At 45.8% G+C, this 20,750-nt stretch carries 13 protein-coding genes; 9 read left to right on the forward strand and 4 right to left on the reverse strand.

Annotated elements, in window-relative coordinates:
- Positions 1–537 precede the first annotated feature (537 nt).
- Positions 538–3,594, forward strand: coding sequence for a glycoside hydrolase family 3 N-terminal domain-containing protein (locus D0T57_RS09405; protein ID WP_163273213.1), 3,057 nt, complete (start codon positions 538–540; stop codon positions 3,592–3,594).
- Between the two features lie 15 nt (positions 3,595–3,609).
- A complete protein-coding gene (locus tag D0T57_RS09410; protein ID WP_163273215.1) occupies positions 3,610–4,458 on the forward strand; it encodes a hypothetical protein in 849 nt (282 codons plus the stop codon).
- A 100-nt stretch (positions 4,459–4,558) separates the two neighbouring features.
- Here D0T57_RS09410 and D0T57_RS09415 read toward each other — a convergent pair whose 3' ends face one another.
- The 3 genes from D0T57_RS09415 to D0T57_RS09425 form a co-directional block, all read right to left on the reverse strand.
- On the reverse strand, positions 4,559–5,497 hold the full coding sequence (locus tag D0T57_RS09415; RefSeq protein WP_163273217.1) for a ribose-phosphate pyrophosphokinase: 939 nt from the start codon (positions 5,495–5,497) through the stop codon (positions 4,559–4,561).
- A gap of 207 nt (positions 5,498–5,704) precedes the next feature.
- Complete coding sequence (locus D0T57_RS09420) at positions 5,705–7,396, reverse strand: alpha-amylase family glycosyl hydrolase (RefSeq protein ID WP_163273289.1); 1,692 nt, start codon at positions 7,394–7,396, stop codon at positions 5,705–5,707.
- Positions 7,397–7,460: 64 nt separating this feature from the next.
- Positions 7,461–8,270, reverse strand: coding sequence for a patatin-like phospholipase family protein (locus D0T57_RS09425; RefSeq protein ID WP_163273219.1), 810 nt, complete (start codon positions 8,268–8,270; stop codon positions 7,461–7,463).
- 164 nt (positions 8,271–8,434) lie between these two features.
- Here D0T57_RS09425 and D0T57_RS09430 point away from each other — a divergent pair, with 164 nt between their 5' ends.
- From D0T57_RS09430 to mutL, 7 genes are all read left to right on the forward strand, one after another.
- Positions 8,435–8,869, forward strand: coding sequence for a thioesterase family protein (locus tag D0T57_RS09430; protein ID WP_163273220.1), 435 nt, complete (start codon positions 8,435–8,437; stop codon positions 8,867–8,869).
- A 231-nt stretch (positions 8,870–9,100) separates the two neighbouring features.
- Positions 9,101–10,576, forward strand: a complete 1,476-nt coding sequence (gene guaB, locus D0T57_RS09435; protein WP_163273222.1) for an IMP dehydrogenase — start codon at positions 9,101–9,103, stop codon at positions 10,574–10,576.
- A gap of 170 nt (positions 10,577–10,746) precedes the next feature.
- A complete protein-coding gene (locus D0T57_RS09440) occupies positions 10,747–12,768 on the forward strand; it encodes a peptidylprolyl isomerase (protein WP_163273224.1) in 2,022 nt (673 codons plus the stop codon).
- Entirely contained in the window at positions 12,765–13,628 is an 864-nt protein-coding gene (locus tag D0T57_RS09445) for a peptidyl-prolyl cis-trans isomerase (protein WP_163273226.1), read from the forward strand. Before D0T57_RS09440 ends, D0T57_RS09445 begins: the two co-directional genes overlap by 4 nt.
- Positions 13,629–13,711: 83 nt before the next feature.
- Entirely contained in the window at positions 13,712–15,079 is a 1,368-nt protein-coding gene (locus tag D0T57_RS09450) for a peptidylprolyl isomerase (RefSeq protein WP_163273228.1), read from the forward strand.
- A 23-nt stretch (positions 15,080–15,102) separates the two neighbouring features.
- Positions 15,103–17,070 (forward strand): OstA-like protein, encoded by a 1,968-nt coding sequence (locus tag D0T57_RS09455; RefSeq protein WP_255490560.1) that lies wholly within the window; start codon positions 15,103–15,105, stop codon positions 17,068–17,070.
- Positions 17,071–17,409: 339 nt separating this feature from the next.
- Positions 17,410–19,260, forward strand: coding sequence for a DNA mismatch repair endonuclease MutL (mutL, locus tag D0T57_RS09460; protein WP_163273230.1), 1,851 nt, complete (start codon positions 17,410–17,412; stop codon positions 19,258–19,260).
- A gap of 71 nt (positions 19,261–19,331) precedes the next feature.
- Here the strand turns inward: mutL and D0T57_RS09465 are convergent, their stop codons facing one another.
- Entirely contained in the window at positions 19,332–20,735 is a 1,404-nt protein-coding gene (locus D0T57_RS09465; protein WP_163273232.1) for a glycoside hydrolase family 57 protein, read from the reverse strand.
- Positions 20,736–20,750: the final 15 nt, after the last annotated feature.

A 20,750-nucleotide genomic window follows, 5' to 3' on the forward strand; every position in this document is an offset into this window, starting at 1 on the left:
AACGGGCTCCGCCCCATCCCTTTCTACGCCGCCTTCACCGGACAGGTTCCCGCCTGCGGAACTAATGCACGGAAAGCTGACGCACGACTAGAATTGTCGCAAACTCTTGTTGGGCGTCAGCCCGCGCCATTAGCTTTGCGTACGGGGTACCCACGCGATGCAGGCGGCGTAGAATGAAGTGGGGCTGCTGTTATGCAACTTTGCCAAGCCAACAAAAGGCTTGCTGTTAGTTCACTTCATTCAGCCGGCAAAGCGCAAAGTGGGTCGGACGGCTAAGCGAGGCGCAAAAGCGTTTTTGGTTCCTTTTGGGGCTTAGGCCAAAAGGGACGCAAGCAATCTCTGATTGCGCGCAGTATAAAAAAGAACATATAATTTAACTACTGATTGACATTAGCAAAAAACAAGAACTCCTTCCTGTTAACAGCCAATGGTAGGAAAACAAGATTCTTGTTAATCTATGTTTATTAACCGCCAAAACTTTGTATATTAAATAATATTCCTTTTACTTTTGTATATACAATACTTTCAGGAATAAAAATGAAAATAAAATATATACCGCTATTAGCCCTTACGGCTTTTACTTTTTGCACAAACTCGAGCGCCCAAAATAAAAAGACAGTCCCCAATCTCTACAAGTCTGTCAACAGGTCTCAAATGACCAAATGGGTAGATTCGGTTTATAACCAGATGTCTACCGACCAGCGCATCGGGCAGCTTTTCATCCCCTTAGCCTTTGGCAACGATACCGAATCGAACAGGAAGAGCATAATATCCCTTGTGCAGAAACAACATATCGGAGGGCTTCTCTTCTCCAAAAGCACCCCTGCGGCACAAGCCAACCTGACCAACGTAGCCCAGAAAGCTGCAAAAGTACCCCTTATGATTACCCTCGATGGCGAATGGGGGCTTGCCATGCGCCTGTCCGGCACCACGCGATTTCCTCGCAATATGACACTGGGAGCCATTCAAAACGATTCGCTGCTCTATTATTATGGCAAAGAAGTAGCCCGCCAGTGCAAGCTGATGGGTATCCATGTAAACTTTGCCCCTGCCCTCGATGTGAATAGCAATCCGGCAAACCCCGTTATCGGTACACGCTCTTTCGGCGAAGACCCTCAACGGGTGGCAAGGCTTGGCATTATGTACTCAAAAGGACTCGAAGCAGGAGGCGTGATGTCGGTGGCCAAACATTTTCCCGGACATGGCGATACCTCTACCGACTCGCACAAGGTGCTACCGCTTATTTCGCACAACAGGGAACGGCTCGACAAGGTAGAGCTCAAACCTTTCAAAGAATATATCAACGCCGGACTATCGGGGATGATGGTGGGGCATCTCAACATCCCTGCCTTAGAGCCGAAAGCACAGCCCAGCTCTTTGTCGGCAAAGGTTGCGACAGGATTGTTGCAAGACGAACTTGGCTTCACCGGGCTTATTTTCACCGATGGCTTGCAGATGAAGGGTGTTTCGGTCGAAGACAATTATTGCGTACGCGCCCTGCTTGCCGGCAACGACCTCTTGCTGGGGCCTGTGAGTGTGGTGAAAGAATACAACGCCGTGAAACAGGCTGTAGCCGATGGTACAATCAGCCAGAGCATGCTGGAGCAGAAGTGCAAAAAAGTATTGGCATATAAATACATCCTGGGCGTGCACAAGACCAAACCGGTGGATACCAAAACCCTGGTAAAAAACCTGAATACCCCGCAAGCCGATCATGTCAACCGCCAATTGAGCAAGGCCGCTGTTACCCTGCTCAAGGATAGCGAAAACATTATCCCTTTCAAGGAACTGGACAAACGCAAGATTGCCGCCGTGGCATTGGGCGAAGGGGCAAACAACGAGTTTCACAAGCGGCTGAAAAACTATGGCGATGTAACCTGCTTTACTGCGGCTAATGCTAACGCTTTGCTGCAACTCAAAAACCAGCTAAGTAAATATAATACCGTTATCGTTTCGGTACATAGTACCAAGATCAGTGCCGATACAGCCATCCGCACCGTAACGCAGGGTAAAGAAACCGTGCTGGCTTTCTTCGTAGTGCCTTACAGGATGTCGGCATTCGGCAATTCGATAAAAGCATCGGATGCCGTAGTACTGGGCTACGAGGGCAACGAATACTCGTACGACTACACAGCACAAACCCTCTTTGGCGGCTATGCCCCAAGCGGGAAGATACCCGTTTCGGTCAAAGGATTGTTTGAAGCAGGCAAAGGCCTGGCTAAAAAAAAAACTAGATTAGCCTACGATATACCCGAATCGCTGGGTATTCCTTCCGATCGTTTCAGCCCCGTAGACTCCATTATAGAAGAGGGATTGAAGGAAAAAGCCTACCCCGGAGCGCAACTGCTCGTTGCCAAGAACGGGGTAATTATTTATAATAAATCTTACGGATCGTTCGAATACGACGGCAAGCGCAAAGTAGACAACGACGATATCTACGACATTGCGTCTATGACCAAGGCAATAGCTACCGTGCCTGCCGTGATGAAGCTATACGACCAGTCGAAACTAAAACTGAACACGCCCATCAGCACCTATGTAGACCCGCTGAAAGGGACGGACAAGGCAAGGATAACCATTCGCGAAGCCTTGTTGCACGAAACGGCGATGCCTCCGTTTATCCCATATTATATGAATGCCATAGACAAGTCGAGCTACGAAGGCAACCTTTTTAGCCGGGTGAAGACTGCATCGCATAAGGCGCAATTCGACGAAACCACCTGGGCGCGTACAGATTATAAATTCAAACCCGAAATGGTATCTGTGGCAGCAAAAAAAGGATTTGTGCCGTTGGCAGATAAGATGTTTATCAACAAGAACTACCAGGATACCATTATACAAGCCATCGCCGATGCCAATCTGAGGAAGCGCAAAACCTATCTCTACAGTTGCCTCAACTTCATCCTGTTGCAAAAGACAGTGGAGAAGATAGCCAGGCAGGATTTAAACGCGTTTACCCAGAAATACTTCTTCCTTCCATTAGGCGCAACTACCACTACATATACCCCTTTGCAGAAGTTCGATACCAGCCGTATCGTCCCTACAGAAAAAGACGATTTCCTGCGCAAGCAGCTTATCAGGGGATATGTGCACGATGAGGGCGCAGCATTTATGGGGGGAATTTCGGGAAATGCAGGGCTATTTTCCAATGCCAACGACTTGGCCAAACTATGCCAGATGCTATTGAACAAAGGTACATACGGGGGCGAAAAATATCTTTCGGAACAGACCTGCACCTATTTTACTTCTGCCAAAAGTACGACTTCGCGACGGGGGCTGGGTTTCGACAAGCCCGAACCACGTACCAATAAATCGAGCCCTACTTCTATCAGTACGCCAAACAGTGCATACGGGCATACAGGTTTCACCGGAACTTGTTTCTGGATAGACCCTGATAACAATCTGATTTATATATTGCTGACAAACAGGGTACACGAAAAACGGACAAACAAAGGGCTTACCTCCCTTGGTATCCGCCACCGGGTACAGGAAGAAATATATAAGACAATACGCAAAAATAAAACAGGTGTGGCTATAAAGAAAAGCCCTGCTAAGAAAAAATCGAACGCAAGCAAAAGAAAGAAAAAACGATAAAAACATTCTAAGACTATGAGCAAACTAACATTGAACGACAGCATCACATCTTTTATCGACAATGAGTACAAAACTATCTGGGATCTGATTCTGGAGAACAAGACAGAAGAACTGAAAAGCATATCCGCTGAAGATGGCGAACTTTTACCCGCAATTGTATCCGGATTATTCTCCGATGGCGAAAGCAAGGTTTTAAACGAGTATGATTTTGTTAGCCTGAAAGAAAACAACAGCCTTTTATTCAAGGATTTGATCAGGCTTATCCTTGTTCTCGATATCAACGGAGAGCATGAAGAACTGCGCTTGCAGGTGGTAGATAAGTTGTTCGAAGCTATCCCCGATGTAGTGAGTAAGATACGGGAAGAGTCGAACGGATATCCGCAAAGGCCTGTAAATGCTTTGGTATGGGCAGAAGGCACAGGATTCCGGGCTTCGTTCAATGCGTTGATATACTATTACCGCCAGAAAGAAGATGCAGACAACAATACGCTGCACTTCCTGATAATGAACCGCACACAGATTACACTTGCCATTATGGGGCATTACAAGAATCTGGTAGGCCCCGACATGCTGGAGTCGGCACAGATAAAAGAACAGTTGGGACAAATTGATGCTGCGCTTTCCTTCTACAAAGCCGTTGAAGCCGACTTTAAGAACGAACTGGGCTGGTTTATCGAGAGTCCCGAAACAGGGCCTAGCGAAGAGGATGTGGTTACACTCGAATCGCTGAAAAGTGCATTGCAGGCAATAGACCGCCTGTCGAACACCGACAATTATTCGGAGGTATGCAGCCAGATAGACGAGGTGCTAAGCCGCGAGCATACCGAAATACCTGACTTTGACGAGGACGAAGACGAGGAATAGGTTGAGATTGAGTTTCAACCACAGAGTTTCACAGAGAAATAAACAAGAAATGGGTTGCATTGTAAGCAACCCATTTCTTGTTTTATATAATTGTCTCGTCTTACAACACGTATAGCGAGCTGATAGACTCATTAGACAATACCCTGCGGATTGCATTGGAAAATACCTCTGCTACAGATAGTATTTCTACTTTTTCGCATTTCTTGGAATACGGTATGCTGTCGGTAAATATCATTTTTTCGAGTCCCGACAGGCCTACACGCTCCGATGCCGGATCCGACATTACGGCATGGCTGGCGATAGCCTTTACCGAACGGGCGCCGTTTGCCATCATCAGGTCGGCAGCCTTTGTTATAGTTCCTGCTGTATCAACAATGTCGTCTACCAACAATACATCCATCCCTTTCACATCACCAATAATGTGCATTTCGGAGATTTCGTTTGCCTTCTTACGCAGCTTGTAACAGATTACCATTGGTATTCCGAAATATTTGGCATACGAGCTGGCACGCTTTGTACCTCCTACGTCGGGTGTGGCAATCACAAGGTTTTCCATATCCAGTGTCTTGATGTAGTCTACAAATATGGCGGAAGCATAAAGGTGGTCTACAGGCACATTGAAAAATCCTTGTATCTGGTCGGCATGCAAGTCCATCGTAATCAACCGGTTGATACCTGCTGCTGCCAGCATATCGGCAATAAGCTTTGCACCTATTGATACGCGCGGCTTGTCTTTGCGATCTTGGCGCGCCCATCCGAAGTATGGAATTACAGCGACGATAGAGTGTGCCGAAGCTCTTTTGGCTGCATCTATCATCAATAGCAGCTCCATCAGATTGTCGGAATTAGGGAAGGTAGATTGAACCAGAAATACCTGGCAACCTCGGATAGATTCTTCGTAAGACACCGAAAATTCTCCGTCGGCAAAATATTCTATATTCATATTGCCTAGCGGACAACCCAGATTGGCGCATATCTTTTCTGCGAGATAGCGAGAATTTGTCCCCGAAAAAATTTTAAATGGGATGTTGGTTTCCATTTTTTTGTTGATCATTAAACAGGTTCTTATAGTTTATTTCCGGGCGCAAAGTTAAGAAAACTATTGCGCATAAAGCCTTAGTAACTGTTTAAATTTTATTCATTCTAATTTTTAGAACTGTTTTCGGCTAATTTTTTCATGCGCGAAGCGATAGTAGCGGGCTACTTGAGCTGAGCGAAAGTATTCGTATAAAATTTAAACAGTTACTTAGTCCAAAGAAAATTTGATAATTTTCCCCGAGTTTGCTTCCATCGTTATTTGCAGTGCCTTGCTCCAGTCGCCTTTCAGCGTGAAATTCTTCTTTGCGAGCAACTCTTTGGCGGTTTTCATCCGCATCGGGTTTATATCTATATATTCGTAAGCATTTTCGGGTATCTGCACGGTAATATCCACTACCTGAGAGTCGAAGTTGGCAACTACCAGAATAAACTCTTTCTTAGAAGAACGCAGAAACGCATATTGCTTTGTAGAATCGAAATGCGGGTTTTCGTAATTGGCATACATCAGGTCGAAGAATTTGCCTGAATTGATAGCCTCTTCTTCTTTTGCTATTTCGATAAGGCGGATATAAAACTTACGAAGCTCTGCCTGTTCTTTCGTCAGTCCCGAAGCACCGAATGCACCGCCGTTGCGCCAGTTGCGTATGGTGTCTACCGACCAGTAATCGAAAATAGTGGTGCGCCCGTCTACTCCGCTGAAACCTTCCTTATCCATTCCGCGTTCGCCCAATTCCTGGCCGAAATATACCATTACGGGATTTACATTCATGGTAGCGGCCACTATCATGCCGGGCATTGCCTTTGCGGCATCGCCTGCGAAAAAATCGGAGGCGATGCGCTGCTCGTCGTGGTTTTCGAGAAAGTTGAGCATCTTAGGCTGGAGGTCGCCTATGCGCTGCCAGCTGAAAGTAATTTCCGAAGCCGGTTTCCTGTCGCAAATCACATCCCGGAGGGTATCGTACAGGTCTACCTTATCGTACAGGTAGTCGAACAGTCCGCAATGCGCATAATTGTGGTATTGAGCGGGATTATATACTTCGGCGATGAAGACAAGCGTCTTGTTTTTTGCCTTCACCTTTGGTATCACCCAGTTCCAAAATTCTACGGGAACCATTTCTGCCATGTCGCAGCGGAAGCCATCGACGCCCTTTGCTGTCCAGTAGAGCAGTATGTCCTTCATCTTGAGCCAGGTATCGGGTTCGGGCATAAAGTGGGTAGCACGCCCGTTGTTATAGTCTAAGCCGTAATTGAGCTTCACGGTTTCGTACCAGTCGTTTACGCCGGGGCGGTTGGTAAAACAGTCGTTCCCTGTCGCTTTTGCCGGAAATTCGTTATAAGCATCATCTCCTCTGTGGGTGGCGAAGTCTATCTCGAGACGCTGGCCGGGTATGTAGTAAAAATTATTATCGGGATCGAAGGCCATATCCATTTTGTCGGCAGCCCCGAAATCCTTTACTTTTTTAGGCTTGGCATCCGATCGGTACTGGCGTGCAACATGGTTTGGCACAAAGTCCATTATCGCTTTCATTCCGTTTTTGTGGGTGCGTTCTATCAGGGCTTCAAATTCGGCTATCCGGTTTTCGATGTTATCGGCAAGGTCGGGCGAAACATCATAGTAGTCGCGGATGGCATAGGGCGAACCAGCATTCCCTTTTATCACATCGGGATGGTCTTTGGGTATGCCGTATGCCGAATAGTCGGTTTTGGAAGCATGTTCGAGCACACCGGTGTACCAGATGTGGGTAAAGCCCATTTTCTTGATTTCCTTCAGAGCCTTGTTGTCGAAAGCGGAGAATTTACCGACACCGTTTTCTTCCATCGAGCCGTTTTCTTTATTCACATTCTTGTCGTTGCCAAACAGCCGGGGCAATACCTGATAGATAAATATTTTCTCTTTCATCATTTTTTTAATAATTAAATCCGGTTTTGATAAAGGTTATAAACAGTCCTTTTTGCGAGATTGTTTATTGATTCGCCTTTTTCGAAGAGGTGTCCTGTAACAGGATTCCCTCATTCTTGCTTAAAAATTCTTTTGCCAGATGATACCCCGCATCGTATATTTCTTCTACATGGTCGAGGTCGAACATCGAGTATTTGAACAATTCAGTAGATTCTATCAAGTAATTACACAAGTTGCGGTCGAGCAGGGTGTTGGACGTAGACATATAGTGAAACGAACGTTCGGCCACGTATTTTATCGAACTCTTAAACTCCGATTTCATAATGGGGCTTACATTTACGCCTATTATCTTGTCGCATTCTTTGCGGATGGTAGATACGGGGAAATTCTTGAACAACCCTCCGTCTACATAATAATGTCCTTTTATCTCTACGGGACGGAATATGATAGGCACCGAACACGATGCGATAACCGCAGGGATGAGCTGTCCCGAAGAAAACACGCGGCTCTCGCCATGTTCTATATCGGTGGCCACCACACGCAGAGGGATTTTGAGGTCTTCGAAATTCCTTGCCCGCAGATGCTTTTTCAGGAACGTCTGAAATCCGTCTGTCTTGAAAAATCCTCCTTGCGGAATGGTAAACGAAGCAAATTCCTTAAAGGCTTTTTTCTTGAAAAACGAAAGTATCTCTTCGGGGCTATGCCCGTCGGCATACAACACCCCGGCGAACGCCCCTGCACTTGTTCCCGAAACAACCTGCGGAAACAACCCGGCTTCGTTGAGCGCAGCCAATACCCCCAGATGGGCAAAGCCTTTTGCCCCTCCTCCACTAAGGGCTATGCCTAATTGGTATGTGTTCTTATTCTGAGACATTTATTTCTATTAAAGTAACGCAAATTTAGCATAAAAATCACAGGAAGAGGCTATTCAAAATAAGTTTTATGACTATAGAGCCAATTTTTCCGTCAAGTTTTTAATCCGGGTAGACGATGGTTAATCTTTGGAAATAGCCTAACTTTGAGGCCAAAATAAAAATTATGGAAGAAATATCTTACAAACACACCCTGCCGGTTCAAATACGCTTCAACGATATCGACAAATTCGGACACGTCAACAATGCGATATATCTCAATTTTTACGATCTGGGAAAAACAAATTATTTCGGTTCTGTATGCCCGAATGTCAACTGGGAAAGGGATGCAATACTGGTTGTGCGCCTCGAAGTGATTTTCCTCTCACAGATTCACGACATCGACAATATAGCTGTACAAACTGCCGTAACAGGCATCGGCACAAAGAGTTTCGACCTGACACAACGAGTAATAGACACCGAAACGAAGGATGTGAAATGTGTATGTACCTCTACAATGGTCACTTACGACCTGATAGAACAAAAGTCGAAACCTCTGACCGAAGAATGGATCAAAGCCATATGCGACTATGAGGATAAAGACCTGAGGAAGAAAAAGTAAAATGCTATCACTTTGATAGTCCTATTTTATTTTTTTCACAGCCCCTACAGTAGCTAAAATTGTAGTACCATTTTTCATACGTTTACCCAGGCTTTCCGCCCTATCTATACCCTAATTAATAAAAAAAGACTAAGATGCGCCCATTTTCGCATTTTTTCAGCATTTTATAATTCCCCCTTGGCAAAAAATGATTATATTTGCACGCAATAAATTTCAAAGCTCTTTATATATATGTCTTTTATTGCAGATAAAGTCGTAATGGATGGATTAACATTCGATGATGTATTGTTGATCCCCGCATACTCAGAAGTACTCCCACGCGAAGTCGATTTATCGACAAATTTCTCACGCAACATCAAGTTAAACATCCCTATCGTTTCGGCAGCTATGGACACAGTCACAGAAGCTAAGTTGGCTATTGCCATTGCCCGCGAAGGTGGAATTGGTGTTATTCACAAAAACATGTCGATAGAGGCACAGGCGCAACAAGTAAAGTTTGTGAAGCGTGCCGAAAACGGAATGATATCGAACCCTGTCAGCATACTGCGCGACAAGACCGTAGGGCAGGCGTTGAAGATGATGGCCGAATACAAGATCGGAGGTATTCCGGTAGTAGATACCGAAAGCCGCCTGGTAGGTATCGTCACCAACCGCGACCTTCGTTTCCGCCGCGACATGAACCAGTTGATAGACGACGTGATGACCAAAGAAAACATCATCACCACCCGCCAGACTACCGACCTCGAAGCAGCAGCCGACATACTGCAACAACACAAGATAGAAAAGCTGCCGGTAGTAGATGCCGACAACAAGCTGATAGGACTGATAACATACAAAGATATAACCAAAGCTAAGGACAAGCCTTTTGCCTGCAAAGACGAAAACGGACGCCTGAGGGTAGCTGCCGGTGTAGGTGTAACATTCGACACCCTCGAACGTGTAGGAGCACTGGTAGATGCCGGTGTAGACGCCATCGTTATCGACACCGCCCACGGGCACTCGCGCGGAGTGGTGGAGATGCTGAAAAAGGTAAAAGCCGCTTACCCTGCCATCGACGTAGTAGTAGGTAATATAGCCACAGGCGAAGCTGCCAAATATCTGGCAGACGCCGGAGCAGACGCCGTAAAAGTAGGTATCGGCCCGGGGTCGATCTGTACTACCCGCGTTGTAGCCGGAATCGGCGTACCGCAACTTTCGGCTATCTACGATGTAGCGAAAGCACTCGAAGGCACTGGCGTACCATTGATTGCCGACGGCGGATTGCGCTATTCGGGCGACATAGTAAAAGCCCTTGCAGCAGGAGGATACTCGGTAATGATGGGCTCACTGCTTGCAGGAGTAGAAGAATCGCCGGGCGAAACCATTATATTCAATGGCCGTAAGTTCAAGTCTTATCGCGGAATGGGATCGTTGGAAGCCATGGAAAAAGGATCGAAAGACCGCTATTTCCAAGATATGGAAGCCGACATCAAGAAGCTTGTTCCCGAAGGCATTGCTGCACGCGTAGCCTACAAAGGTTCGCTATACGAAGTCGTTTACCAAATGACAGGCGGACTACGTGCCGGAATGGGCTATTGCGGAGCAAAAAACATCAAGGAACTCCACAAAGCCAAATTTACCCGCATCACCAATGCCGGCGTGGCAGAAAGCCATCCGCACGATGTGGCCATAACAAGCGAAGCACCGAACTATAGCAGAGGGGAATAAACATCCCGGCTTCTACTAAAATAAAAAATTGCCGCAGAAGGGTTTAGGACACTCATTATCCAGCCCTTTTGCGGCAGTTTGCCTTTTATTTTAGAATATTTTAAAACATTGCAAACCTATATTCTCGTATCTTTGTCGTCAGTTTTCAGTAAAATATCGTTAGATAAACTATGCGCAACAAATTACTCTTACTATTCTTTACACTACTTTCGGTTGCAGCCACACTAAATGCGCAATCGGCAGACCCGGTTGTTTTCACCATAAACAACAAACCGGTACACTTGTCGGAAGTATATCAGGCATACACAAGAGGAAACGAATATGCAGAAGAAAAACAAAGCATAGAAGAATTCCTTGAGTCGTACATCGACTTCAAGCTGAATGTAGAAGAAGCACGGGCACAGCAATTAGACACCACATTGATATACCGTTCGCAATACAATGCATTTCGCAGCCGGCTGGCGGCCCCCTATCAGGCAAACAATAATATAGAGGAGCAATTCTATAAAGAACTGTACGGCCGCTTCCTTACCAATGTTGAAGTAAACCATGTATTGCTCCCTTTCGACAAAAAAAATACGATCTTCCCGGCCGATACTTTAGCACTTTACCAGAAAGCAATGAAACTGTACGAGAAGATACAGAAAGAAGGCTTTACGCCCGACATTCTTCCTGTTGCAAAGACTGACACGGAAATGCAGATGAGTGCCGAAAACCGCAATGGCTACATCGGATGGATTACCCCGCTGATGCTGTCCAACAACGTGGAAAACGCCGTGTACACCATGCCCCTGATGGAGATAAGCAAGCCTATCCGTACACAGAAAGGATACCATATAGTGCAAGCCCTGAACAGGCGTCCGGCAATAGGAGGGGTAGATGTAGAACAAGTAGTATTCGGATTTCCCAGAATACCGCCTACACAACACCTGATAGACAGTGTCGAAATTGTTGCCAAGCGCGAATACGAACTGATACGCACAGGGAAAAGCACCTTCGACGACTTATGTGCCGAATACACAAAAGTATTCCAAACCGGAAGAGAAGACTGCCTCTTCGGAGAAATCAGGCTCGACTCCAACCTCCCACCTACATTTATCGCCGCAGCAATCAGCCTGAAAGAACCCGGCGACATCAGCCAACCTATACTTTCCGACTACGGCTTCCACATAATCAGGCTGGTGAAAAAGAAAGCGATAGCCGGCTACGAGAGCATGAAAAAATCAATGGTCGAAGCGGTTTCCAAAAGGGATAAATCGGATCAGTTGGCAGCGGAACTGAGAAAGGAGCTAATCAGCCGGTTCGATATAAAAATCAACAACGACTCTTATGCCAAACTGAATAATATAGCATCGGAAATATCGCCACGCGACACCGCATTTATAGCATCGGTAACCAATGGCAACGACATACTTATCGACATAGAAGGAAAAAGACAATACGATGTAAATGCCTTTGTGCAGTACATCAGTATAAAACAAAAAGAATCGAACCTGAGCCCCCGCCAGCTGCCCACCATTGCTATAGTAGAGCAAAACCCTCTGAATATGACCACCGACATACTCAACAGCTACTTCAACAAGTTCATCTGGATTGCAGTGTCCGAGTACAACAACAGTACGCTAGAGGACAGGAACCCTCAGTTTAAACAAGCTATGGAATTTTTCACCAACCAGTTATTGTCGTCCGAAGTATTGGAAAAAAATATCTGGCAAAGGGCAAAGACTGATAAAGAAGGCTTGTCGCAATACTTTGCACAACATAAAGACAAATATTCACTGTCGGCCACCAAATACAAAGGCACTGTCATACTTGCCAAAACGCAGGACGCCCTTGCCAAAGCCCAAAAGCTGGCTGCCAAACAAACTACTACGGAAGGGCTGGCAAACGCTATCAGAAAACAAATAAACAAAAAATCGACACAGGTAAGGCTCGAATCGGGCGCATGGTATAAAAAGGAGAACCCATACATCGACAATAAGATATTCGGGGGCGAAGCGCCTAAGGCCAACCGGGAATATCCCTATTTCGCTGTCATTGGCAAATTTATAGATACTCCCGAAGACTATACCGACGTAAGGAATGCTGTTGTGGCTGATTACCAAGAACAACTGCAACTCGACTGGAGCAAGCACCTGAGAGAAAAATACAAAGTTGACATTGATAAATCTGTTTTGAAAAATATACAATGAGAAAATTATTCATCATTTCGCTTTATATCATAACCGGATGCCTCTTTCTTGCTTGCAAGCAGGAAAATGCAGACATAGATGAAACCAAAACGCCAATAGTCTCCGTCGGAAACAAAGTGCTGTACAAGTCGGACCTGATGAAAGCATTGCCGCCGGGGCTGACAGGCGAAGACAGCATCAAGGCCACACAGGCTTTTATCGACACATGGATAAAAGACAAACTGATACTGGAAAAAGCATCGCAAAACATAACCGACAAAGAAGATATTGATGCGCTGGTAGAAGACTACAGGAAATCGCTTATAACCAACATATACCAGGAACGGCTGCTGAAAGAACATTTCTCGAAAATACTATCCGAAAAGGAATTGAATGCCTATTACGAAGAAAACAAAGAGAAATTTAAACTGGAAGAAAATATCGTAAAGGGGCTTTATCTGAAAGTACCGGCTAATTCGCCCCAACTGGCAAACTTCCAGAAATGGTACAAACTGGGAACCGATGCCGCGCTCGAAAACATAGAAAACAACATATTGCAAAATGCCATGAGTTACGACTTGTTTTACGACCGTTGGGTCAATTTCAGCGATATAACATCCAACATCCCCACCACGATAGGAGATGAACAACAACTGCTGAGGGCAAACAAGAACATAGAACTAAGCGATTCGGCCTTCGTCTATCTGCTGAATATAAAAGAATATAAACTGGCAGGGACAGAAGCACCATTTACTTATATAAGAAATACGCTGGAAGAGATATTCAAAGAGCAACGAAAAGCCTCTTACCTGCAACAAGTACGCAGCGATTTGTACGAGAAGGCACTATCGTCCGACGAAATTAAGTTTTACAATAAATAGAATATAATCTCTTTTTCAGCGTTAAGAGAAAAAAAGTAATACATTATCACTATATTTACGCGACTTTTTAATAAACACATAAAATGATAGGAAAAGCAGGGAAACTTATTTTACTGGCAGTATTATTAGCTTATGGGCTACAAAGCAAAGCTCAGGACAATATTATCGACCAGATAATCTGGGTAGTAGGAGACGAAGCCATACTAAAATCCGATGTAGAAAAGGTAAGGATAGGTATGCTGTCGAGAGGCGAACGCATCGACGGCGACCCATATTGCTTCATACCCGAACAGCTAGCCGTGCAAAAACTTTTTCTCGACCAGGCAAAAATAGACAGTATCGACGTTCCGGCAGCGGAAGTAGCCAGAGGCGTCACCCGTCAGGAAAACATGGTTATCTCCAACCTCGGTTCGAAAGAGAAAGCGGAAGAATACCTGCAAGCTCCCATGACACAACTCAGAGAAGAATGGAGGGAAGACATCCGCAACAACTTCCTGGTTTCGGAAGTCAAGAAATCCCTTGTAGGCAAAAAAGGAAACCTTACCCCTTCGGAAGTAAGGAAATACTACGCCCAGCTACCCAAAGACAGTTTGCCATATATACCGACCACAGTCGAAGTACAGATAATAACACAAGAGCCAAAAGTGCCGCTATCGGAAATAGACAAAGTAAAAGAACGCCTGCGCGAATTTACCAACAGGGTAAATGCCGGTGAAAGCTTCTCTACACTTGCCATCATGTACTCGGAAGACGGTTCGGCTCCCAATGGTGGAGAAACAGGATTCAGCGGACGGGCGCAATGGGTACCCGAATTTGCCAACGTCGCATTCTCGTTGAACGACCCGAAAAAAGTATCGAACATAGTGGAAACAGAATACGGCTTCCACATCATACAACTAATAGAGCGCAGGGGCGACCTCGTCAACGTACGCCACATACTGATGCGTCCGAAAGTGCCTAACGAAGAATTGGAAAAACTTAAACTAAGACTCGATACAGTAGTTACCGAAATAAACGACAAAAAATATACATTCGAAGATGCTACCGTATTTTCATACGACAAAGATACCCGTGGCAACAACGGGCTGATGGTCAACCGTTCCGAATCGTTCTATTATGGCACTCCACGCTTTACGATGGAAGAATTGCCTGCCGAAGTGGGTAAGGCTGTAGACAAACTGCAAATAGGCGAAATATCCGCACCATTCAAAATGATGCAGAAAAACGGAAAAGAAGCAATAGCCATCGTAAAACTGAAAAGCCGTACCGAAGGGCATATTGCCAACGTTTCGGACGACTATCAGGCATTGAAAGAAATCGTAGAAGGCCACAAACAAGAAGAAATATTGAAAAAGTGGCTTCAAAATAAAATAAAGAGTACGTATATACGCATCGACGATAATTGGAAAAATTGTGAGTTCCAATATTCGGGATGGGTTAAGGAAGAATAGTTAAAAACATTCTTAACTGAAAGATGTTCTGCAAACTAACTAAATATCTGAAACAAAGGCACAGAATACCACTAACCAGTGTTCTGTGCCTCATTGTTCTATATGCGTCGGCACAAACCATACTGTCGTCGCAACGCCCGATGATGGCCGAAGTAGGGCAAGCACCCCCGCCGAAAACATCGCAAACGCCTCCCCCGGCAGCAGGAACGAATAAAGATGGAGTAAGGGTCATTACCATTATCAATAGTAACAGGCTCATACACCGCAACAACTTTATTCCGCAAGTACTCAAAGACAGCGTGATATTCCTCCACGATGGGGCGTACCTCTATTGCGACAGCGCATACTGGAACGAAAGCGAAAACTCGTTCGAAGCCTTCGGGCGCGTAAGGATGGAACAGGGCGACACACTATTCCTCTACGGTAAATATATGCACTACGACGGCAACCTCAAATTGGTAAAAGTGCGTAGGGAAGTGGTAATGGAACATATCCCGCAAAACGTAACACTGTTTACCGACAGCCTCAACTACGACCGGATGATGAATCTGGGCTACTATTTCGATGGGGGGATGCTCGTAGATACGCTCAACGAACTTACATCCTTCTGGGGACAATACGAGCCGAATATAAACATGGCTACATTCAGGGATAGCGTTGTACTCACCAACCCTCAGTTTAAACTCTATTCCGACAGGCTGCGGTACGACACCAGAATAAAAACCGCATATATATCCACCCCGACCGTAATAGAATCCGACAGCGGAATCATCTATACCAGCAACGGGTGGTACAATACCGATACCGAAGAATCGCTGTTGCTCGACCAGTCGACAGTGGTCAACAAAGAAGGAAACCGATTCCTCAAAGGCGACTCCATCTTCTATTATAAGGCACAGGGATATGGCGAAGTATTCGGCAATATGCTTTTGCAGGATACAGTGAAGAAAGTGATCCTGCGCGGCCACTATGGATATTACGATGAGTTGAACGACTTTGCCCTTGCCACAGATTCGGCATTTGCTATCGAATATTCGCAAAGCGACAGCTTGTTTATACATGCCGATACATTGAAACTGATAGGCATAGCCGATACGGTTTTCCATTACAAGCAAGAGCCTCTGATGCCGGCAGACTCTACCAGTTTGCTCATCAAAGACAGCCTTGCCAATACGATAGGCATAGACTCGCTGGCCCTCAATGCCGAAATACCGACAGGAGAAAAAACACCTGTAGACTCCATTGCACACATACAGCTTGCCGATTCGCTGCCACAGCTTTTGCCGGTTGCCGGCGACAGCCTTCCGGCTTTGCCGCCTATACCGATAGATACAACGATAACGATGCACAGGCAGATAAAGGCGTACTACGGCGTAAGATTTTACCGATCGGATATGCAGGGCATATGCGACTCCCTACAATTCGATTCGAAAGACTCGATACTGCATATGTACAAAGATCCTGTGATATGGAATACCAACAGGCAACTATCGGGCGATACTATCGACATACATATGAACGATAGTACGATCAACTTTATGCACGTCAAGCGGTATAGCTTCTCCATCGAAGAAAAAGACTCTATACACTTCAACCAGTTGAAAAGCCGTAGCCTGAAAGTTTATTTCGAGGATAAAAAGGTGAGGCGGGTATTGGCCGAAGGCAACGTAGAAACCATTACATATCCTGAAGAAAAAGACAAGAGCCTTTCTAAGATTCTCAACTACCTTACAAGTAGTTATCTGGATATATATATGGAAAACGGGGCTTTTACCAAACTGGTAGCATGGCCTCAGCCAGTGGGGAAAACTACTCCATTCCATCTGCTGCTCGACGAACAGCTACGGTTATCCGACTTCTATTGGTTCGACTACCTAAGGCCTACCGACAGGCACGATATATTCCGCAAAACGAAGAAAAAAGCAGAAGATTCGAGGCCTCAGCGTTCCGATGTGTTCAAAAGGCAGGATGACGAGGAAATGGAATTTTAGCTGCTGCCGACAACAATTATTATCCGGAAATTTTATCTATATAGGTCACCTCTCTCCAAAGGGAAGCCCCCTAATCCCCCTTGGGGGACTTATGCGCAAAGCCATGACGAGGGAGAGGGAAAAGTGGCAGTAAAAAAAGAGTAAAAGGTGTTACAAGTGTTACTTTTTGCCACCTCACTCCCCGCTCTCTCCAAAAGGAGAGAGCCGCAAGGCCACGACAAGAGAGAAGAAAAAGTAACGAAAAAGTGTTACTTTTGTTACTTTTCCACCTCTCTGTTTCTCCCATTGGGAACAAGCGAGGGCTGATGAAATAATATAAACCGACAACGACTAATTTGCATGAACAACGATATAATACGCCTTTTACCCGATTCTATAGCCAACCAGATTGCAGCAGGCGAGGTGGTGCAACGTCCGGCATCTGTAGTGAAAGAACTGATAGAAAACTCTATCGACGCAGGAGCAGACAGCATACAGCTTATAATAAAAGACGCCGGGCGATCGCTCATACAGGTGATAGACAACGGCAAAGGTATGTCGGGCACAGATGCACGTATGGCATTCGAACGGCACGCAACATCTAAAATACGCAAGGCCGACGACCTTTTTGCCCTACATACAATGGGATTCAGGGGCGAAGCACTTGCCTCCATCGCGGCGGTTGCACAGTTAGAACTGCGTACACGCAGGAATGAAGACGAACTGGGAACCCTGCTCAAGATATCCGGCTCGCAAATAGAGTTGCAGGAATGCACTGCCTGCCCGGCGGGGAGCAACCTTGCGGTAAAGAATATCTTCTTCAACATACCGGCTAGGCGAAAGTTCCTGAAATCGAACGATACCGAACGCCGCAATATACTGACAGAACTGGAGCGTATAGCACTGGTAAATCCGGAGATAGAACTTTCGTTCTCGGAAAACGAAATAGAGGTACTACGTTATCCGGCATCCAACCTGCGGCAAAGGATAGTGAATGTAGTAGGCAAGAACTTTAACCAGCAGCTTATTTCCATCGATATAGAGACCTCCCTAGTAAAGATAAAAGGGTATATAGGAAAGCCGGAATCGGCACGTAAGACCCGCGCACAGCAGTTTTTCTTTGTCAATGGACGTTATATGCGCCACCCATATTTCAGCAAGGCTGTAACCTCTGCGTTCGAGCCATTGATACCGGCAGGCGAAAATCCAAATTTCTTTATCTATCTCGATGTCGACCCCTCTACGATAGATGTCAATATACATCCTACAAAAACGGAAATCAAGTTTGAAAACGAACAGCCTATCTGGCAAATACTGTCGGCTACCGTAAAAGAAGCCTTAGGCAAGTTTAACGAAGTGCCGACTATAGACTTCGATACCGAGGGTGCGATAGATATCCCGATTCACGACCCCTCGCGGAATGTAGGGCAACCGCAGGTCAATATAAACCCTTCGTACAACCCATTCAAGACCCCGTCATCGGGTGGCGGTGGTAGTTATCAGCGGCCGAAGCTGGACTGGGAACAGTTTTACGAAGGCTTTGAAAAAGATAGCAATACCGAAAATATACAACCGGAAACATCCGACATATTCAGTCCGCAAGAACCTGTGGGACAAACAGAAAGAAGTTCCACGCCTGTAAATAGCGACATGGCAGTTCACTACCAGTACAAATACAGGTACATACTGACTTCCGCAAAATCGGGGTTGATGATTATCGACCAGCACCGCGCACATGTACGCATCCTGTTCGACCAGTTTCTGAGCCAGATAAAGCAAAAGAAAGGAGTTTCGCAACGCGCCCTGTTTCCCGAAATAATAGAGCTGACACCATCGGAAGCCGCCATGATACCTTACCTGATAGACGATCTGGAAGCTATCGGGTTCGACCTCAGCCATCTGGGCAACAATGCTTATGCCATAAACGGCATACCGTCGGAGGTGACAAACGTATCGCCGATAGAGCTTATCCACAATATGATACACCAGAGTATAGAATCAGGCAGCGATGTAAAAGAAGAAATACAGGAGGCTCTGGCCCTTTCGATGGCAAATGCTGCTGCTATACACTACGGGCAAAAACTATCGGACGAAGAAATGAACCGCATCATAGAGCAACTGTTTAGTTCTGCTGCTCACAAGCATACGCCTGACGGAAAGACAATCATCTCGCTTATGGAGGACGATGTGATAGATAAGATGTTCAGATAGGGAAACCCACTATAAAAAGAAAGCAGGCTTCGCAAATGAAACCTGCTTGTATCACGGATAATCTGTTTATTCTATTTCGTTTTGGCCTTTGTTGTTTTTGCTTTCGGCGCAGCAGCCTTAGCCTCTTTCTTTGCAGGAGCTTTGGCGGGAGTAGTGGCTTTAGCAGCGGTTTTGACACCGGCAGGAACAGCCTTTTTCTGCGGTTTGCCCTCTAAGTCTTTTATCGATTTTTCGAGGCGTTCTATCTCATCGGCCTGATTGTGTATTGTTTGCAGCAATGAGTTCAGTTCTTCCGTCTCTATCGAGCTTGGAAACTCGGAATATACCCTTTCCTTGAAGTCGCTCAATACATTCATATATGTGTTGAAAGCCTCGAAAGGAGACGCATAAGGGCTGAATGGCAACGGGTTTTTAGTACCCATGTAATAGAAATGGTCGCTCGACTGCAAGTATATCCAGTCTTGAATCAGGCGGCGGGCTTCGCTGAGGCTTACCCTTTCGGATATCTCATACAGCTTTTTGAAAGCCTCTTGTTGCAAGCTGTTTCCCAACCAGGGCGAAACGTCTTTCTCTTCGCCCACCCACGAAATAGGGTGCATAGACGAAATGGTATCTACAGGCTTAAGCGTGCTCAGTATTTCCGACGGAGTAGCAAAACCTATGTTCTTTTCGGCTGCAAAGCGAGGCAGGGCACGCATGAAATCGAATATTCCGGAGCTTTTCTTCTGGAAGTTGCCCAAAGCTTCGTAATTCATGAAGAGGTTGATTACCTGCTCTTCCTTAGGGGTGGCAGCTATCCAGTTGATAAACTTATCGGCAGTGAGCGGATATTCGCTCCAGTCGTAATTAGAGAAGCGTGTGGCAATGTCGTCGCTGAACTTCCCGTTGCGCAACAGCATCTTCAGTTGGGGGTATAATGCCGACTGGTATATGTAGTTAGGGCTTTTCCATCCCAATGTCCTTTTAGCACCTTCGGTGATGATGCCGTTAAAGCCCATCTCGTGTACCAAGCCTGCAATGTCGTCGGAGTAGATGAGTTCGGTATTGCGGAACACTTTTGGCCTTTGCCCGAAAAGCATCTCTATTTTGTCGTCGTGTACCTTTACCTGTTTCTTAAAACCTTCGGGGTCTATGAGCGAAGCCAGCGAGTGCCCTTGCGTTTCGGACAAGAATTCTACACAGCCCGTATCGGCAAGTTCCTTGAACCCGTCCAATACTTCCGGGGCATATATTTCCATCTGGTCGAGCGCGACACCCGATATGGAGAAGGCTACCTTGAATTTGCCTTTATGCTCGTTTATCATGTCGAGCATAAGCCTGTTGGCCGGGATAAAAGATACTTCTGCTACACGCTGGATGAAATCTTCGTTGGCAAAGTCGTCGTAATAATAGTGGTCGGTGCCGATATTGAAAAACCTGTATCGCTTCAACCGGTGAGGCTGGTGTATCTGAAAGTAGAAACAAATATTTTTCATAATCTTATGTTGGTT

This window comes from Dysgonomonas sp. 511 (assembly GCF_010501105.1).
GTDB lineage: Bacteria > Bacteroidota > Bacteroidia > Bacteroidales > Dysgonomonadaceae > Dysgonomonas.